We start from the raw sequence: 15,909 nt of genomic DNA, 5'->3' as shown, positions 1-15,909 counted from the left end.
CGCGATTGCGCCCGGCGCGACGCGCTGCGGCTGCGCCAGCAGGCCCTTCGTGACGCCCACGCCTGGCTGGCGCGCACTCTGGTGCGCGCGGGCCTTTGGGTTTTGCGCAGCGCCGGGCTGAACACGCCGTCCCCTGCTGCTCCCACCCCGCAAGAAAGGAAGACAGCACCATGCCAACCCTCGTTCTGAAACTGGCCCCGCTGCAAAACCCCGAACGCTACCGGCAACTGGCCGGCGCGCTGACGGACCTCACGGTGGACCTGCTGGGCAAGCGCCGCGGGGTGACGGCGGTGGTCATCGACGACCTGCCCGCCGCGCGCTGGCACATCGGCGGTGCGCCGGCCGAACAGCCCACGGCGTTGCTGGAGATCAGCATCACGCAGGGCACGAACACGCAGGAAGAGAAGGCCGCCTTCATCCAGGCGGCGTTCGCGGAGCTGCAGCGCCAGCTACGTGGTGGTGCGGGAGCTGCCCGCCAGCGACTGGGGCCATGGCGGGCGCACGCAGCGCTCGCGCCAGCTGGCGGTGCTGCCGGCGTGACGGCGGGGCCGCGCAGGATCAGGCCGTGGCGCCGCGAAAGCGCTGCGCCGCCTGGCGGCTGACCTCGGCCAGCAGTTGCTCCTCGCGCTGGCGCTCGCGCAGCCAGCGCGCATCGTTCTGGCCCGCTTCGACCTCGGTGCGCAGCATGTGCATGGCGCTCGATGCGCCTTGCACGGCGGCGTGGCCGGCGATCTTGTCCATGGTCTTGAGGATGTGCTCGCGCAGCGGCATGTGGTCGCCCGTGGCCGGGTCCACGTACACCGCGTCCATGCCGAAGCGGCAGGCCTGGAAGCGGTTGTAGGTGTAGACCAGGTAGTCGTCCTCGGTGGGCATGAAGGGCTGCTCGGCCAGAAACCAGGCGCCCAGCGACTGCACGTAGCCCGCCAGCGCGGCGGCGCGCTCGATGGTGAGCGGGGTGTCGAACACGCGGATCTCGATGGTGCCGAACTCGGGCTTGGGGCGGATGTCCCAGTAGAAGTCCTTCATGCTCTTGACCACGCCGGTGCGCGTCATCTTGTCGAAGTAGGCGGTGAAGTCCTCCCACGTGAGCGCCAGCGGGGCGCGGCCCGAGAGCGGAAACGCGAACACCGAGTTCAGGCGCGCCGAGTCGAACGCCGTGTCCTGTCCCTGCACGTAGGGGCTCGATGCCGACAGCGCGATGAAGTGCGGGATGTAGCGCGACATGCGGTGCAGCATGAGCAGCGCGGCGTTCGCGTCGGGGCAGCCGATGTGCACGTGCTGGCCGAAGATGGTGAACTGCTTGGACAGGTAGCCGTACAGCTCCGACAGCTCGCGAAAGCGCGGCTTGTCGTAGATGCGCCGCTCGTGCCATTGCTGGAACGGGTGCGTGCCGCCGCCCACCACGGCGATGTTGAGCTTGTCGGCGCTCTTGACCAGCGCGTCGCGGATGGGCGTGAGCTGGCCCAGCACCTCGCTGCTGGAATGGCAGATGCCCGTGGAGATCTCGATCATGCTGTTCGTCATCTCGGGCACCACGCTGCCGGGCAGCGGGGTTTTCTTCATGAGGCGCAGCATGTCCTCGGCATAGGGGGCCAGGTCGTAGTCGTTGGTGTTGACGAGCTGCAGCTCCAGCTCGACGCCCAGCGTCAGCGGTTCGGAATGGTTGAAGGCTTCAAGACTCACGATGGGGTGTCTCCGTTGTGGCCACGGGTCGTCAGTGGCGCCCAGGGTTTAGAGCTCTCGCCCGCGCGGTAGATGGCCACGGTGGCGATCACGGCGCCCAGCACTTCCATGAGCAGGATGGCGGGCAGCGCCACGCCGGCGATCACGTGGCCCGTGGAGGGCGAGGCGAGCACGAACTGCGAGGCAATCAGCAGCGCGATGGACGACATCGGCGTCATGGCGCAGCCCACCCACAGGGCCTGCTTCCAGCTGGCGCCGCTGCCCACGTTGCCCAGGGCGACACCCGTGGCCTTGGCCAGCAGGCGCACGGCGATCAGTGCCAGCACGACGCCCGCCACCGGCGCGCTCCAGTCCGCCTGCGCGGCCACGGTGGACACCAGCACGAACATCAGCATGGTCAGCAGCGAGGACGCATTGCCCAGCTGGCGCGGCCATGCCCAGGGGCGCGGGTTGAGCTGCTTGAGCAGCATGCCGCCCAGCAGCGCCGCCAGCGGCGCCGAACCGCCCATGTGCGCCGCCACGGCGGTGCCCGCCGCCACCAGCGCGAGGAACAGCATCGAGGTGTTCTCGCTCGTGGGGCTCATGAAGCGCAGCGCCATGCGCAAGACCAGCGCCAGCACGGCCGCCACCACGATGGAAACGCCCAGCACCACGATCACCGGGTACACGGTCTCCACCACGGTGAGGCTCTGGCGGTTGATCAGCTCGGCCTTCGCGCTGCCCAGCGTCAGCGCATACAGGGTGGACAGGGTGGTGAGCACGATGGCGCGCTCCGTCACCGGGCCGGCCGCGCGGGTGTCCGCCACCACGCGCGTGAGCACGGCGGGCGATGCCGCCAGGGCCACCAGCGCCAGCGGGCCGGCCACCTGCGGGGGCAGGTTCAGCCACACCAGCACCCAGTACACGGCAAAGTAGGTCAGCACGGATTCAGCAATGCTCTGCACCAGCACCATGGGGTTGTGGCGGAACCAGCGCAGCGGGATGCGGCCACCGCATTCAAAGAGCACCAGGGCGATCCCCAGCTCCAGCAGGAACAGGCCGATACCCTGCAGCGGCCACACGGCGCCGCTGAAGCCTGCGAGCCCGGCGGCGGTGCCCACCAGCGAGTAGCCCAGCACCTTGGGCAGGCCGGTGTGGCGCTGCGTGAGATAGCCCACCATGGCCGCCACCGCGAGCAGCAGCGACCATTGCACCGTGGGCAACCCGGCCGAGGGGCGCAGCCATTGCGCCCAGAAGCTCAGGATTTCATTCATGTTTCGGGACCTCTGCGTCAGACGGGCTGGCCCGTCGGTGTGAAGGAGCGGGCGCACACCGCCTCCGCGGGGGAAGGGGTGCGCCTGGCGTGGCCTGAATTTACAGGCGGAAACAAAACGTCTCTGTAGGACAGGGGCGGCGCTTGGTTCCACCCGCCGCTGCGCCTCAGGGCGCGGTGCGGCGTTCGGGCATGAAAAAACTCAGGGGCGCCGAACGCATGCGCGCGCGGATCGCCGCGTAGATGCGCGACCGGTCCACGCCGCTCACGTTCTGCGCGCGCAGCGCGAGGCTGAAGGCCAGGTAGAAACTGACGGTGACATTCAGCGCGCCCAGCAAGGGAAGCGACGCCACGGCCCACCAGAAGGCGGGCATGTGCAGCACTCCCAGGCCCAGCGCGGCGCTGGCCGCGCCCACCTGGCCTGTGGACAGTGTGACATGGCGCACATCCAGGGCCAGTCCGAAAAACCCTGCAAAGGCCGGGACGAGCCCCAGCATGAAGCCCAGCGAGATGTTGGCCGCGAAGCCCGAGAGGTTCTCACGCAGGAAACGTGCCCAGCGGGCGGCCCGCTCCGTGCCCAGCATGCGGGTGATGCGCGGGTTGTAGTGCATGGCCGAGTCCAGGCGGTTGAGCACGAACCAGTTCTCGGTCCAGCCCGCGATGATGCTGGAGGCGAACAGCAGCACCCCGGTGAATGCCGCGAAGAGCAGCGACGGGCCCAGCAGGTGCAGGGACTCGAACACGTGCGCTGCCTCGCGCTCGCTGATGGCCGGGCTGCCGGTGGCCAGCGCGATCAGCATGGCCAGCCCGAGCACCGCCGGGAACACCACGAACACATTGCCCAGCACGGCGGCCACCTGGGAGCGCACCAGGTGTGTGATCTCGTCCACGAACGACTCGATGGCGTCGCTGGCGCCCAGCTCCTTGAGCTTTGCGGCCATGGCGGGCGCCGTCATCGCGGGCTGCTTGGTCGCCACGGTCAGGTGCAGCAGCTGGATCAGCACGAACGTGACGGCGTAGTTCACGCCCGCCCAGAAGCCGCCCCAGAAGGCCGACAGCGCCAGCGCATAGAGGCCGAACTTGGCCAGCGTGGTGAAGGCCATGACCGCGCCGCCCCCTGCCGCCTTGCGGACCATGGCCCGGTACTCGGCCGCGGTGCGCGTGATGTAGTGTTCGCCGGTTTCCGCGCTGCGCTCGACCACCTTGGCCGCCAGCAGCGAGGAGTTGGACGCCAGCAGGGCGCGCAGGCTGCGCCGTTCCTGGCCCACCATCACCAGGCGCGCCATGAGCCGGGCGGCGGTGACGGACGGCTTGGGCGACAGCAGGCAGTCCAGCAGCTCGCGCACGCGCAGGATGCGCTCGCGCAGTTGCCGCAGGCGGAAGACCAGGCCCACGGAGATGCCGTTGTCCTCGAAATGGGTGTAGACCGTGGCGGCCGCGGCGCGGCAGGCCTCCAGCCGCTCGCGCAGGCGCTGCGCGGCCTCGTTGAGCCGGTCTGGCGTGCGCAGCGCATGCAGCACCTCCACGCGCAGGCTTTCCACGTCGCGGATCAGGGCATGAAAGGGCTGGGCTTCGCGGGCGGATTCGCTCATGCGCAGGCGCAGCTCGGGTGCGAAGCCCGTGGAGAGAATCTGTCCGGCGCAGTAGGTGATGGCATCCAGCAGGGCCCGTTGCCAGCGCGAGGGGCCCGGGTTGCCTTCGGTGCTGGGGGGCGCCAGCAGCGCCACAAGGCGGGTGAGCTGGGCTTCTTCCAGGGCCGACAGCCACTGCGCGTCGAACTCCCCGGGCAGGGCCAGCATGAACAGCTCGGACGCGTCGATGGTTTCAGGGCTGCCCGGCAGCAGCTTGGTGCGCAGGCGTTCGGCCAGCTCGCTGACCAGCGCGGTGCGGGGCGCGAAGCCGAAATCCGCCAGCAGGGTGGTGATGTCCACCTGGTCGACCAGCGTGGCCCACCACGCCTGAAGCCGCAGCTGGATGTCGGGCCGTGCCTGCACCGCATCCAGGAAGAGCTGCACGCGGCCCACGGCGGAGGCCACGGAGTCGCGCTCGCCCCGCACCCAGTCCAGCAGGTGGATGAGCCACAGGTGGCGGTGCGCGAGATCGGCTGCCGGATCCAGCGCCGACAGCAGGCTGGCCAGGTCCGGGGTGGTCTTGCCACGCTTCAATGCAGCACCCGACCGCTCAGCGGCTCACCCGACGGGCCGTGGTTGATCGCTTCCAGCACGAAGAGCGGCACGGGCGTGTTGAAAGGCTCCCCGTCCTCCGCCACGCAGTGGAACGTCCCGTGCATGGTGCCGCTGGCGGTGCGCAGCCGGCATCCGCTGGTGTACTGAAACGATTCACCGGGCTTGAGCAGCGGCTGGTGGCCCACCACGCCCAGGCCCTTGACCTCCTCGGTGTGGCCGCGGGAATCGCTGATGATCCAGTGGCGCGAAATCAGCTGTGCTGGCGCTTCCCCCGCATTGGTGATGGTGATCGTGTAGGCGAAGCTGAACACGCCGGTGTCCGGGGCGGACTGCTCGGGCAGGTATTCGGGGCGCACCTCCACGGCGAACTGGTACTTTGGCATGGGGCGAATGGTAAGCCAATGGTGCAGAAACCCCGCGTGCCCGGGGCCTGAGTGCGCGGCGGCGCCCGGGCGGAGGCACGTCGCGTGCACGCAGCGCAATAGGCGAGGCTTGCCCTGTGGAACCGCTGAACTGCGACAATTGCCCCCATGAGCCGTTCTTTCCGCATCGCCCCCTCCATTCTCTCCGCCGACTTCGCCCGCCTGGGTGAAGAGGTGCGCAATGTCATCGCCGCTGGCGCGGACTGGATCCACTTCGACGTGATGGACAACCATTACGTGCCCAACCTGACCTTCGGCCCCATGGTCTGCCAGGCACTCAAGCCGCATGCCCGGACCGCCGCCGGCGTGCCCGTTCCGGTGGACGTGCACCTGATGATCGAGCCCGTGGATGCGTTGGCCGCCGCGTTCGCCGACGCCGGGGCCGACTACATCAGCTTCCATCCGGACGCTTCGGCCCATGCGCACCGCAGCATCCAGGCCATCCGCGCCAAGGGCGTGAAGCCCGGCCTGGTGTTCAACCCGGCCGCGCCGCTGGATGTGCTCGACTGGGTGATCGACGACATCGATCTGATCCTCATCATGAGCGTGAACCCAGGGTTTGGTGGCCAGAGCTTCATCGACTCGGCGCTGCGCAAGATCGAGGAGGTGCGCCGCCGCATCGATGCCACGGGCAAGGACATCCGCCTCGAGGTGGACGGCGGCATCAAGACGGACAACATCCGCCGTGTGGCGGATGCGGGCGCCGATACGTTCGTGGCGGGCAGCGCCATCTTCGGCAAGCCAGACTACCAGGGCGTGATCGACGCCATGCGCGTACAGCTGGCCTGACGTCCACGGCGGCTGGCCAGGCCGCGCCGCTGCGGCCTGCCGCGGCACGATTACCAATACGGGACTGCCACTGCCTATTGCGGCACGACGGTGGTCGTGGTGGATTCACGCAGCACCCCGCCACCGGGCACCGAGCCGCTGGCCGGGCTGTTCTGGATGCGGCGCACGCATTCCGTCTGCTCCGCCGCCGTCGGGAACGCCGCGCAGCGCTGCGTGGCGTTGTCCGTGGCGGCGGCGCCCGGGTTGCTCAGCTGCCCCTTGCGGGACGCGTCCAGCGCGTTGTTCGCCTCGCGCAGGCAGGTCGCGAGGCTGTCCTGGGTGTTGTTGGTCATGCACTTCTCGCGCTCCTGCTCGTAGCGCGCACGGGCATCCGGGGGCGGCGTCTGGGCGAGGGCGCCTGCGCAGGCTGCGAACAGGGTCGCCGTGAGGACGGGGGCAAAAAAAGCGGTGCGGGTCATGTAAGGGCTCCTGGCAATCTCGGTAATCACAAACGGGCTGGCTTCAGCGTAGCCCCGGGCGCCTTGCGACCCTGTCAGACACCGCCTCCCGCCTCCGTGCGCCCTCGCGCCTTCCTTCTTTCATGGAGCATGCTGCCGCTTCGTTCGTGCGGAGCGTTCACGTGTCCGCGCGAATGCCTTGGCGCGCCCGGCGGATGGGCACGGCGCCAAACAAAAAAAGGCCGACTTCATGTCAGCCTTTTTGGCCTGGGACACCGTGGCTCAACGTGCGTTCTCTTGGTACCAGAAGCGGCGCTTGCGAGGAATGCCCAAGGTGGCCGTGGATTTCCCTGCTTCAATCCCTGATTCCTTGGGGTTCGGTGCCCCGATCACGAATTCCTTCTGCTTGGTCACTTCCGACGTTGTGCCATCTGCGTTGGTCTGGGTGTAGGTGATGGTCACGAATCCCGCCACGGGGCTGGGGGGCAGGCCGCCGCCATTGAGCTTCTGGCTTGCCGGAGCTCGGCAAAAGAGCGGCGCAGCGTAGGTGCGTGCCTCTCCCAGGTTGGCTGAGCATGTATTGCCCGGCGGTGTCGGCTTGTTGGTGCCGAAGTAAGTCTGGCCACGGAAGGTCGTCGCCGCATTCACCACCTTTTCGCCCGCCGTCATGGGAAAGTAGCAGCCATTGGTCATGTTGTCGGTGGTGCTGCCGGACAAACCGAGAGAGCCCGGCAAGATCGGGGTGAAGGATGTCGCCGTACCCTTGGCGGTCCGGTCATCAAACACGGTGAAAAAGCGGTCGGTGCCGGCTGTTGTGCCCTTCAAGGGCTTTTCCCGGTCGCCAGATCCCACTTGCACAGCGGTAAATGTTTTTGTCGGTACCACGTCAGGCGCGTAGAAGAACTTTCGGGTGTCCGTTCCTGCCAGCGCCGCCAGCTTGTAGATGCCCCAATCCGAGACGGCCGAGGAGGAGGGGGTCTCCAGATCGATGCGGTAGATGTTGCCACCGGTGTCCACCGCGTAGGCGCGGTCGGTGTAGCCGTCATAGTCTGAGTCGACAAGGGTGACGTCCGCGGGGACGCTGCGCGCGGTGTCAAACCTCTTGAGAACCGATCCCGTGAATGCGTCGAGCACGTAGACCGCATTGCCCATCGTGGTGCTACCAGGTGTGGCCGCGTCTTCCGCAGCGGCATCGTAGCCCCCGCCCATCACCAGCACGGGGTCGGCATGCCCCTTGATCTTTGCCACTCTGGGTTCGGACCACGTCTGCCCCAGCACGCTCAAGCGAGAGTCCGTGTCGGTATTGGATTTTCTCCAGAGGAACTTCGGTTGTGTTGGGTCCGTGACGTCCAGCGCATAGATGAAGCGTCCGCCACGACGCATGCCCACATACAGGTACACCTTGGCATTGGAGCCGTCCGCGTTCACTTTTTGATAGACGCTGATCGGCCCATCAACGAAGTAGTCGCGGGGCTGGGGCTTGCTGGCGGAGGTCTCGTCAATCACGAGCGTCGTGGACAAGCGGATATCCGGCGTGTTGTCGTGCAGCCGTTGGAGCTTGCCGAAATGCTCTTGCGGGATGAATCCCCAGAGTTCCGCGCCTGCATCATTGCCGCTCTGGTTGCCGTTGATGGCTCGCAGCATGCCGTCGTTCGAGCCATAGAACACCACGACACCCGTATTCCCTCCATAGTTCACAACGGCTGGACGTGAATGCAGGATATCGCCGTGCACGCTCGGTCGGATCGTCGTTGCCGGCGTGGTGGTGGGGCCCACTTCCGCCGCGTTGTTGGTGCCACGCACCCAGTTGATGGTGCTGGTGTCCAGTGTGGAAGTGAGTGACGAGTTGGAAGTGCTGAACCGGGCGGAAGTGCTGGTTGCAAGGTTGGTTCCTGTGGCACATCCGATACAGGTATACAGGTTCCGTGTAGCCTGGTTGGTGGCATAGGCGCTCCGGATCAGTTGTGCGACGCCGCCTTTTTCGACAACCTCTCCATCCGGTGAGTCCGATGCGCTGGGAGGCGTGCCCATGGGATCCTTGGCCCAGAAAGTGCTGGGTGATGTCCAGAAGGAAATCGCTGTGGGCGAGATGAAGCCGGACGCACCGCTGACCGCCGCCTTTCCATCCGCCCCCGCCAGGAAGAGGGTGTCCGTGGGCACGTCGTATCCGAACTGGTACTGCTTGAGGTTGCCGCGCCAGCGGGGACGAGAGTCAGGGTCAGGTCGGAACATGCCCATGAACACCTGGTTCTGGTAGGTGCCTCGGGCATTCACGCTGACGGGCAGGCTGGCGGACGAAAACACGCTGTCACTCGCCTGGAGCTGGTTGAATATGGATACCAGCTTCTCAGCGATATCAGTACCCGCGGAGCTGACGGCGAAGTATTCCCCACCGCTGTTGACCGCCATGCTTCCAAGCAAGGCGCTCCATCCCGGGCCCTGGCCGGTCGTGACACGGTCCACATCCATGGTGTAGGTTGTGATGTTGCTGGGCGACTTCTTCATGAAGCGCGCCCACTCATCGGCAAAATTGCTTTGTGAACCGTTCGGCGACAGGTCCGTGATATCGGCTGGACGGGCAAGGCCGGCTGCTGCGTAGGCTGCAGACAGGCGGGTGGATGCATCGGTGTTGTCGCTGTTGTTGTCTTGCGCTGCGCCGTTGCTGATGTAGATGATGTAGTTGCGCGCGCAGGCGTCAACGAGCGGGCTGCGATAGGGGGATCCCGCGAAAGACGGCAGGGCATTGTTGGGCTGTGCGTAGATGGCATTGGAAAATGCCGTGCCTGAAGCATTGCCTGCGTAGTCCGCCTTGACCTTGTTGTTCCCAGAGTTGGGCGCAGCACCCGTGAAGTAGTAGTAGGCCTCGGCCATCGTCTTGCCGGCCTTCCCGCCATTGGATTTGTCCCCCAGCTTGTCCAGGCTGCCGAGCATGTTGGTGAACGTGGTCTTGTAGGCAGCGTCCAATGGCCTGATGGCCGCGCGCAGATAGCCGCCATCGACGTTGTTGTTGGGGTTGCCGGTTTCCGTGAACAGCATCAGGCCTACGCGAAACTTGCCAGCCGGCAAGGCATTGATGGTGCTCACCATGGCGGCAATTTCGTTGGTAAACGCATTGTTCCAGTTGGCCGTGTTGTCCAGCAGGATGAGTACGTTGGGGGGATCCGAGGTGGATGTGCCGCTGTAGATATCGATGTCGCTGGTGTACTGAGCGAGGCAGGGCAGGGTGGCTGCCAGCCCCATCGCCAGGACGGTCCACCGGCGCAGTTGACGGGTTGTGAAGCCTTGCATGGTGAAACTCCTGTGGCTACTTGCAGAAACTGGATACTTCGTTGCCGAAGACCACGACGGCGACGCCCTGGTTGACGGCGACCTTGGTTTGGGTCTGTGGATCGCTGACTTGCGCCCTGACATTCCACTCGCTGTTGGCGCAGCTTTCAGGGTCTGCGCCGGCGATCGGTGTTTCCAGGTCCACGAACGTTCCCCCCTGCTTGGGAGCGGCACGGCAGGGCGCGTAGACATCGATGGTGGTTGGCGTCTTCGGCGCCGGAGGAAGGTCGCCGGCAAGGATGGGTTTGGCGCGCGTGCACTGGGGTCTTGGCGAAAGCACCGCGGAGTAGTCCGTTGTCCCGTTGCCATCCATGTCGACCAGAACCGGCGAGGCAGCCACCCCGTCGGGGTTGGTATGGAAGGTGGACGCGCTGATGGTTTTCTCCACCGCCAGCTGTGCCGCGGAAAGCCCTTCCTGGCGCGCCTGCGTATTGCCGATGATGCGCAAATTTCCGGACGAACTGTTGAACGCGCTGATGGCAAACAGGCTCATCAGCACCAGGAAGATCAGGGCGACCACCAAGGTGGCGCCACGCTGGGTGGTATGGGTGTTCATGGTGATGACGCTGGCGTGGCGGGGGGAGAAACCTCGCGCAGACCTGCCACGTTGGTAAGGCGCACCGTGGTGGTGTACACGCGGCGCTTGAAGCCGCTGCCGTCTCCGGAGATGCTGGAGGGGCCCATGACATAGGTCTTGCCGCTGTCGCTGTAGCCCGGAGACTTTTCCGTGGTCCTGGAGAGCAGATGAAGACGCACGGCAACGACGTTGGCCCAGTCGTTGTCGCGGGCGCCCACGACCCCGCTCAGCCCGGGGCGAAACACATCAGGGCCGCCTTTGCTGGCGTCGGTTGCGGGGTCCGCATCGGCGGGATCGGTGGTGTCGAAACCATACTCGAGGACGAGATTCTCGATCCCCTCGGCCAGCGGCACGGTCACCATCTGGGTCCCACGCAGCTCCGCCATCTTGAGTGTGGGCGTCGTGTCGCTACCGCACTCGTTGCAGTCGGCGATGTAGTAGATGCGGGAAACGTATTGCCGGACCGGGTTGATGCCATTGCACTGCAAGTTCCTGAGGGTGAAATCCCCCGAGGTTGCGGACACGAGGAAGGGGTCGGCCACAGGATCGGTGACACATCGGGATGTCTGCACGTAGGGCGCATTGGCAACCTTGGCTGCGGGCGCCACGAGATCGGCCCCCAGCCGATGGATTGCAAACGCGATGGTTCCAGCCTTGTGGTTTGTGATGCATGTCGCCGGCAAGGCTTGAGCCTGTGCCGCTGTCAGGCCCATGAGGGGCAGCGGTACCTTGGGGTCTGATGGAACGGTTTTGTCCCAGCCCAGGTCGGGCAGCGCAGTCGCGCAGACGTCGGGGGTGGTATAGCCCAGGAAGTCCGCCGGCACCTCGCCGTAGAAGCCCGCAAGGGCGAGATCGTCGTGCAGCAGCTCCTCCGCATAGCGGCCGTTTTCAATCTGCCGGATGCTTTTTTCGAGTTCGTTCCCCGACTGGCTGCTGTTGGCGAACAGCAGAGCCAGCCCCGCGACCAGCACCAGGCCGATGGCAAGGCCCACCATCAGCTCCACGAGCGAAAATCCGCGCTGGCGTGCAGGCGGCGTGTGCGAGGCTGCGAATGTAGGTTTCATGGGCGGTTCAGGGTGCGGGATCCGTGAGCTGGGCCACTTGCATCACGACGGAAACGACGCGGCGGGTGTCCTCGCTGCTGTACGCGTTCTGGCCACAGGCGTTTGCGGGAGCCCCGCTGGGCTGCAGGCCTTGCCATGCCACGGAGATCAAGTACTGGTTGGTTGCCGGATTGGTGATGCAGCCGCGTGCGTTCAGCATGGCGCCCACCTTGGTGCCGCCCTGCACCTCCCCTGCCCCTTGGATGGTCGTGGCCCATTCACACATATCCCGCTGCGCGGTCGTGAGGGCCGCATTGGTGCAATCGCCTGGCGCCGCCGTGCCGATGCTGCTGCCTACATAGGCCACTGCATCACCACGGTTCAATTTCATGCGCTCGGCCATGTCATTGACCAGGATGAGTGCCTGTGATCGCTGATATCCCTCGAGATTGGCCACGGTGGTGCGGGCCTGCAGGCCAACAAAACCCAGTACGCCAAATGCCACGATCAGCATGGCAATCAGCGCCTCGATCAACGCGACACCTTGCTGGGGAGAGGAAGAGGACTTCATGGCGGGCAAGCGGTGGTGGCGCTCTTGGGGCGACCCGAGGGATCGAGTGAAATGCAGCGGCTGCGATTGGCATCACTGTTCATCAGGGCGAACCGGGCCACGGTGGTGGAACTGGAGACGCGACCGTTGCGATCGAATGTGACAAGCGCTGGTCCGGTGAAAGTCACGCCGTTGCCGACGGGGTTTTTGCGGCTCACGACCTCTGTGCCCACCATCACGCTCCAGCCGGACTCCCAGTGGGAGGCATCGCCTGAAGTGGGGCGAAGCGTGACCGGGGTGGCAAGCTGGCCGCGCTTGAGGGCTTCGTTGCGGGCCAGTGTCAGGTCCGCCATGAGGTCGAAGGCCGCGGCACGCATGCGCTGCATTTCCAGCAAGTTGCGAAAGGAAGGGGCCGCCAAGGACACCACCACCGCCAGCAGGGCTACGGTGACCATCAGCTCAATGAGCGTGAACCCGGCGGCCGGGCGGTGTCTGAGGGTATGCATGGCGCGTCTTCCCCTACCAGCAGCCCGTCTGGGCGTTTCCGTTTTTCACGGCGGTCTTTGCTCCCGTGTGGTCCACGCCCAGGGTGCCGCACTTGTCGTTCAATTGGCTGCCCTGGGGTGTCGCTGTGGCGGTGAAGGAAGGAGGGGTGCTGGCCGGTGCACTGACAGTGATGGTGTAGTTGGCGGTGACCTGAGGAGGAACCGCGACGTTCAGGGCGGCCGCCGTCGCCGCGTAACTGCGCGTGTCCAGGAGCATTTGTTGCTGCCGGGTGCCGATGTTCATGAGTACCGATTGCGCTTCTGCACGGCGTGATTTGCGCACGTGCTCCTGGTAAGAGGGATAGGCGACGGCAGCCAGGATGCTGATCACAGCCACTGTGATCATCAGCTCTATCAGGGTAAACCCCTTGTTCCGATCCATGTCGGTTCTCCTCTGCCAAGCTGCGGTGTTGCGATGAAATGTGAAATTATCACATTCATTCTATTGCAAAATGTTGCACGGAGGTGGGCTGGAGGCGGTGTCGTGGTCGATGGAGCGACAGCAGACAACCGCGTTGGAAGGTGAGTCCGTGGCGCCTTGGGCAGCATGGCAAATGCCGCGAAATTCGCGGAAAATCGCGGGTTATTCCGAACATTCATGCAAGATCGAATTTCCTGGACCCAAGCCGCCCTGGCACGCATCCTGCGGCCAGCGGTGCGTCTGGCCCTGGCGATGGGTCTGAAGCATCCGCAGCTCGAAGAGGTGCTGCGCGACCTCTTGGTCGACGAGGCCAGGAATCTATGGCTCGCGAAGGATGGGGCGAAACCCAATCTCAGCCAGTTGGCCACCACGACCGGGCTCAATCGCAAGGACGTGACAGCCCGGGTGCGCGACACGCGCTCCGTGTTGCCTGCCACCGAGGGTTCTGCGGCGGCGAAGGCCTACACGGCCTGGCTCCAGGTGGTCTCGGAAGACGAATCGCAGCGCACATTGCCCTTGGCGGATTCTGGGAAGGGCCATTCCTTCGAACTGCTGTCCCGGTTCGCTACCCGTGGCAATGTCCACCACCGCACCGTGCTGGAAGAGTTGCTGAGGCTGAACCTGGTCGCTCTGTCGGACGGTGAGGTCCACTTGCTGGGGGACAGCTTTTTGCCCACCGCCAGCGTGCGCGACATGCTCGCCTTCCTGGGAGACAACGTGCGAGACCATCTGCAGGCCGCGGTATCCAACACGCTGGGCCAGCAGCCCCGCATGCTGGAGCGCGCGGTCTATGCCTCCGGCTTGACACTGGAGGACTGCGAGCGCATACATCAGGTCGCACGCCAGCACTGGGAGGCGACCCACCATCTGCTCGTGCGGGAGATGACGGACGCCGTGGAACAGAGCGACGGGCAGGGGGCGGGGCGCATGCGTGTCGGGATCTACGCCTACTACGAGGACGAACGGGATCGGCCCCACGGCATCGAGGCGCCCGTGGTGCCTCTCCAAGGGGCCGGCCAGCCGAGAGCATCTGATCCGTTGAAAGAATAACAGTGAGATATCCCATGAATGTGTTGATTCGGTCAGTCTTGCTGACTCTGTGGCTCGCCTTGGCAGCTTGTGGCGGTGGGTCGCAGGAGGGCACTGCGCCCGCAGGAGTGGGAGGCGGTGGAGTCTCGGGCCCAGGCACTGATGCCGGCACAGGCACAGGCACAGGCACAGGCACAGGCACAGGCACAGGCACAGGCACAGGCACAGGTTCGGGTTCGGGTTCGGGCACTGATGCCGGCACAGGCACAGGTTCGGGTTCGGGCACTGATGCCGGCACAGGCACAGGCACAGGCACAGGCACAGGCACAGGCACAGGCACAGGCACAGGCACAGGCACAGGCACAGGCACAGGCACAGGCACAGGCACAGGCACGGGCGATGGGGTGGGAGATGGTGTTGCTGCCGCCCCAGGGGACGCGGGCGGCGTGGGCTCCGGAGGCACGGGGGTGACGGCTTCCGCCGTGGGCATCGGCGTTGCGGACGGGTTTGGCAGCGTGATTGTCAATGGCGTGCGATTTGCCACCGACACTGCGCAGATCACGACAGAGGATTCGGACGCGTTGCGCCTGGGGATGACCGCGTTGATCAGCGGCTCCATTCGGCCAGACCTGGCGACGGGGGTCGCGACCAGCGTGCTTTCGGTCCCCGAGTTCCGGGGGCCGGTCACGGCACTGAACGTGGCCGCGGGCGAATTCGAAATCTGGGGGAACCGGATTGCGGTGGATACAACCACGGTGTACGACGGCCTGGCGGGACTGTCCTCGGTGGCGGTGGGCACCACCTTGCAGATCTATGCGCTGCCAGTGGGGGATGGCCGGTGGCGTGCGAGCCGGGTCGAACGCAAGGACCCGGGCATGCCGTTGATCATGGCGGGTGCCATTGAACAGCTTGATGGTGCTTCCAGGACCTTCCGGCTGGGCGGCCATCTGGTGAGCTACGCGGCCGCGTCTTTCAAGGGCACGTTGCTCGGCACTTCATTGGCCAATGGCATGGTGGTGTATGTGCGGGCCATGGCGCCGCCCGTTGATGGCGTGCTGAACGCTCAACAGATCCGGCGAGGCCACACCTTGCCCACGGCGGGGAGCTTCGCGGCCAACCTGCTGGGCATCGTGTCGAACTTCAGTCATCTGAATGCCGAGTTCTCGCTGTACGGAACGCGGGTGAATGCCGCGTCCGCGCTCATCACGGGCGGGCCCGCCACGGCCATTGGAAATGGCGTCAAGCTCGAAGTCGCCGGAACGATGTCCGGCGGTGTGCTGGTGGCCCAGCGGGCGCGCATTCGCCATGTGCCGGGGACGGGCGGGCCTGCCACCTTTGAGCTGATCGGTGCCATTGGGCAGTATCGGTCCATCCATGACTTCCGTGTGAACGGACAGCCCGTGAATGCCTCCGGTGAGGGCGTGGTGTTCGCCAACGGGACGGCGAAGGGTTTGCGCAATGGCGTTCGCGTGACGGTGCGAGGCCGCCAGGTGGTTTCCGGGGTACTTCAGGCCACCGAAGTTCAATTTGAGTGATGCCCTGGGAGCACCCGGACCGGGTGCTGCGCAGGCATCTCGCAACGCGCTGTGGCGCAGCCGCGGGAACCTGATGCGCGGTGGCCGGTGCAACCCCGCTGCCCCCCGTTGCG

At 65.7% G+C, this 15,909-nt stretch carries 15 protein-coding genes; 4 read left to right on the top strand and 11 right to left on the bottom strand.

Features of this window, described 5'->3' with window-relative positions; all coding sequences use genetic code 11:
- The first annotated feature begins 170 nt into the window (after positions 1–170).
- Positions 171–602 carry a 4-oxalocrotonate tautomerase family protein gene (locus ACAM51_RS11545; RefSeq protein ID WP_369643595.1) on the top strand — a complete coding sequence of 144 codons (432 nt, stop codon included), beginning with the start codon at positions 171–173 and terminating at the stop codon, positions 600–602.
- Here the strand turns inward: ACAM51_RS11545 and ACAM51_RS11540 are convergent.
- The 4 genes from ACAM51_RS11540 to apaG all read right to left on the bottom strand — a co-directional run bounded on the left by ACAM51_RS11540 (position 559) and on the right by apaG (position 5,504).
- The gene (locus ACAM51_RS11540) at positions 559–1,683 is read right to left on the bottom strand and encodes a YbdK family carboxylate-amine ligase (RefSeq protein ID WP_218296778.1); all 1,125 of its coding nucleotides are present in this window, start codon (positions 1,681–1,683) and stop codon (positions 559–561) included. The genes ACAM51_RS11545 and ACAM51_RS11540 overlap by 44 nt on opposite strands.
- The gene (locus tag ACAM51_RS11535; RefSeq protein ID WP_218296779.1) at positions 1,680–2,936 is read right to left on the bottom strand and encodes a cation:proton antiporter; all 1,257 of its coding nucleotides are present in this window, start codon (positions 2,934–2,936) and stop codon (positions 1,680–1,682) included. The genes ACAM51_RS11540 and ACAM51_RS11535 overlap by 4 nt, the downstream gene beginning before the upstream one ends.
- Before the next feature lie 166 nt (positions 2,937–3,102).
- A complete protein-coding gene (locus ACAM51_RS11530) occupies positions 3,103–5,100 on the bottom strand; it encodes a site-specific recombinase (RefSeq protein ID WP_218296780.1) in 1,998 nt (665 codons plus the stop codon).
- Positions 5,097–5,504 (bottom strand): Co2+/Mg2+ efflux protein ApaG, encoded by a 408-nt coding sequence (apaG, locus tag ACAM51_RS11525; RefSeq protein ID WP_218296781.1) that lies wholly within the window; start codon positions 5,502–5,504, stop codon positions 5,097–5,099. Before apaG ends, ACAM51_RS11530 begins: the two co-directional genes overlap by 4 nt.
- Positions 5,505–5,651: 147 nt before the next feature.
- Between apaG and rpe the strand changes: the two genes are divergently transcribed.
- On the top strand, positions 5,652–6,332 hold the full coding sequence (rpe, locus tag ACAM51_RS11520) for a ribulose-phosphate 3-epimerase (RefSeq protein WP_218296782.1): 681 nt from the start codon (positions 5,652–5,654) through the stop codon (positions 6,330–6,332).
- Between the two features lie 74 nt (positions 6,333–6,406).
- Here the strand turns inward: rpe and ACAM51_RS11515 are convergent, their stop codons facing one another.
- The 7 genes from ACAM51_RS11515 to ACAM51_RS11485 form a co-directional block, all read right to left on the bottom strand.
- Positions 6,407–6,790 (bottom strand): hypothetical protein, encoded by a 384-nt coding sequence (locus ACAM51_RS11515; RefSeq protein WP_218341215.1) that lies wholly within the window; start codon positions 6,788–6,790, stop codon positions 6,407–6,409.
- A 261-nt stretch (positions 6,791–7,051) separates the two neighbouring features.
- Positions 7,052–10,057, bottom strand: coding sequence for a pilus assembly protein (locus tag ACAM51_RS11510; RefSeq protein WP_369643594.1), 3,006 nt, complete (start codon positions 10,055–10,057; stop codon positions 7,052–7,054).
- A gap of 16 nt (positions 10,058–10,073) precedes the next feature.
- A complete protein-coding gene (locus ACAM51_RS11505) occupies positions 10,074–10,652 on the bottom strand; it encodes a PilX N-terminal domain-containing pilus assembly protein (RefSeq protein WP_218341217.1) in 579 nt (192 codons plus the stop codon).
- Complete coding sequence (locus ACAM51_RS11500; RefSeq protein WP_369643593.1) at positions 10,649–11,737, bottom strand: PilW family protein; 1,089 nt, start codon at positions 11,735–11,737, stop codon at positions 10,649–10,651. Before ACAM51_RS11500 ends, ACAM51_RS11505 begins: the two co-directional genes overlap by 4 nt.
- Positions 11,738–11,744: 7 nt before the next feature.
- A complete protein-coding gene (gene pilV, locus ACAM51_RS11495; protein WP_369643808.1) occupies positions 11,745–12,287 on the bottom strand; it encodes a type IV pilus modification protein PilV in 543 nt (180 codons plus the stop codon).
- Positions 12,284–12,772, bottom strand: coding sequence for a GspH/FimT family pseudopilin (locus ACAM51_RS11490; RefSeq protein WP_218341220.1), 489 nt, complete (start codon positions 12,770–12,772; stop codon positions 12,284–12,286). Before ACAM51_RS11490 ends, pilV begins: the two co-directional genes overlap by 4 nt.
- A 13-nt stretch (positions 12,773–12,785) precedes the next feature.
- Positions 12,786–13,193: a type IV pilin protein gene (locus ACAM51_RS11485; protein WP_369643592.1), complete on the bottom strand. Its 408-nt coding sequence runs from the start codon at positions 13,191–13,193 to the stop codon at positions 12,786–12,788.
- 216 nt (positions 13,194–13,409) lie between these two features.
- Between ACAM51_RS11485 and ACAM51_RS11480 the strand changes: the two genes are divergently transcribed.
- Both ACAM51_RS11480 and ACAM51_RS11475 read left to right on the top strand, forming a co-directional pair.
- The gene (locus ACAM51_RS11480; RefSeq protein ID WP_255591589.1) at positions 13,410–14,282 is read left to right on the top strand and encodes a DUF6502 family protein; all 873 of its coding nucleotides are present in this window, start codon (positions 13,410–13,412) and stop codon (positions 14,280–14,282) included.
- A gap of 446 nt (positions 14,283–14,728) precedes the next feature.
- Positions 14,729–15,796 (top strand): DUF5666 domain-containing protein, encoded by a 1,068-nt coding sequence (locus tag ACAM51_RS11475; protein WP_369643591.1) that lies wholly within the window; start codon positions 14,729–14,731, stop codon positions 15,794–15,796.
- Positions 15,797–15,909 lie beyond the last annotated feature (113 nt).

Origin of the sequence: Acidovorax sp. A79 (genome assembly GCF_041154505.1) — a bacterium.
Lineage (GTDB): Bacteria > Pseudomonadota > Gammaproteobacteria > Burkholderiales > Burkholderiaceae_C > Acidovorax.
This window is presented reverse-complemented; position numbering and strand designations above follow the sequence as displayed.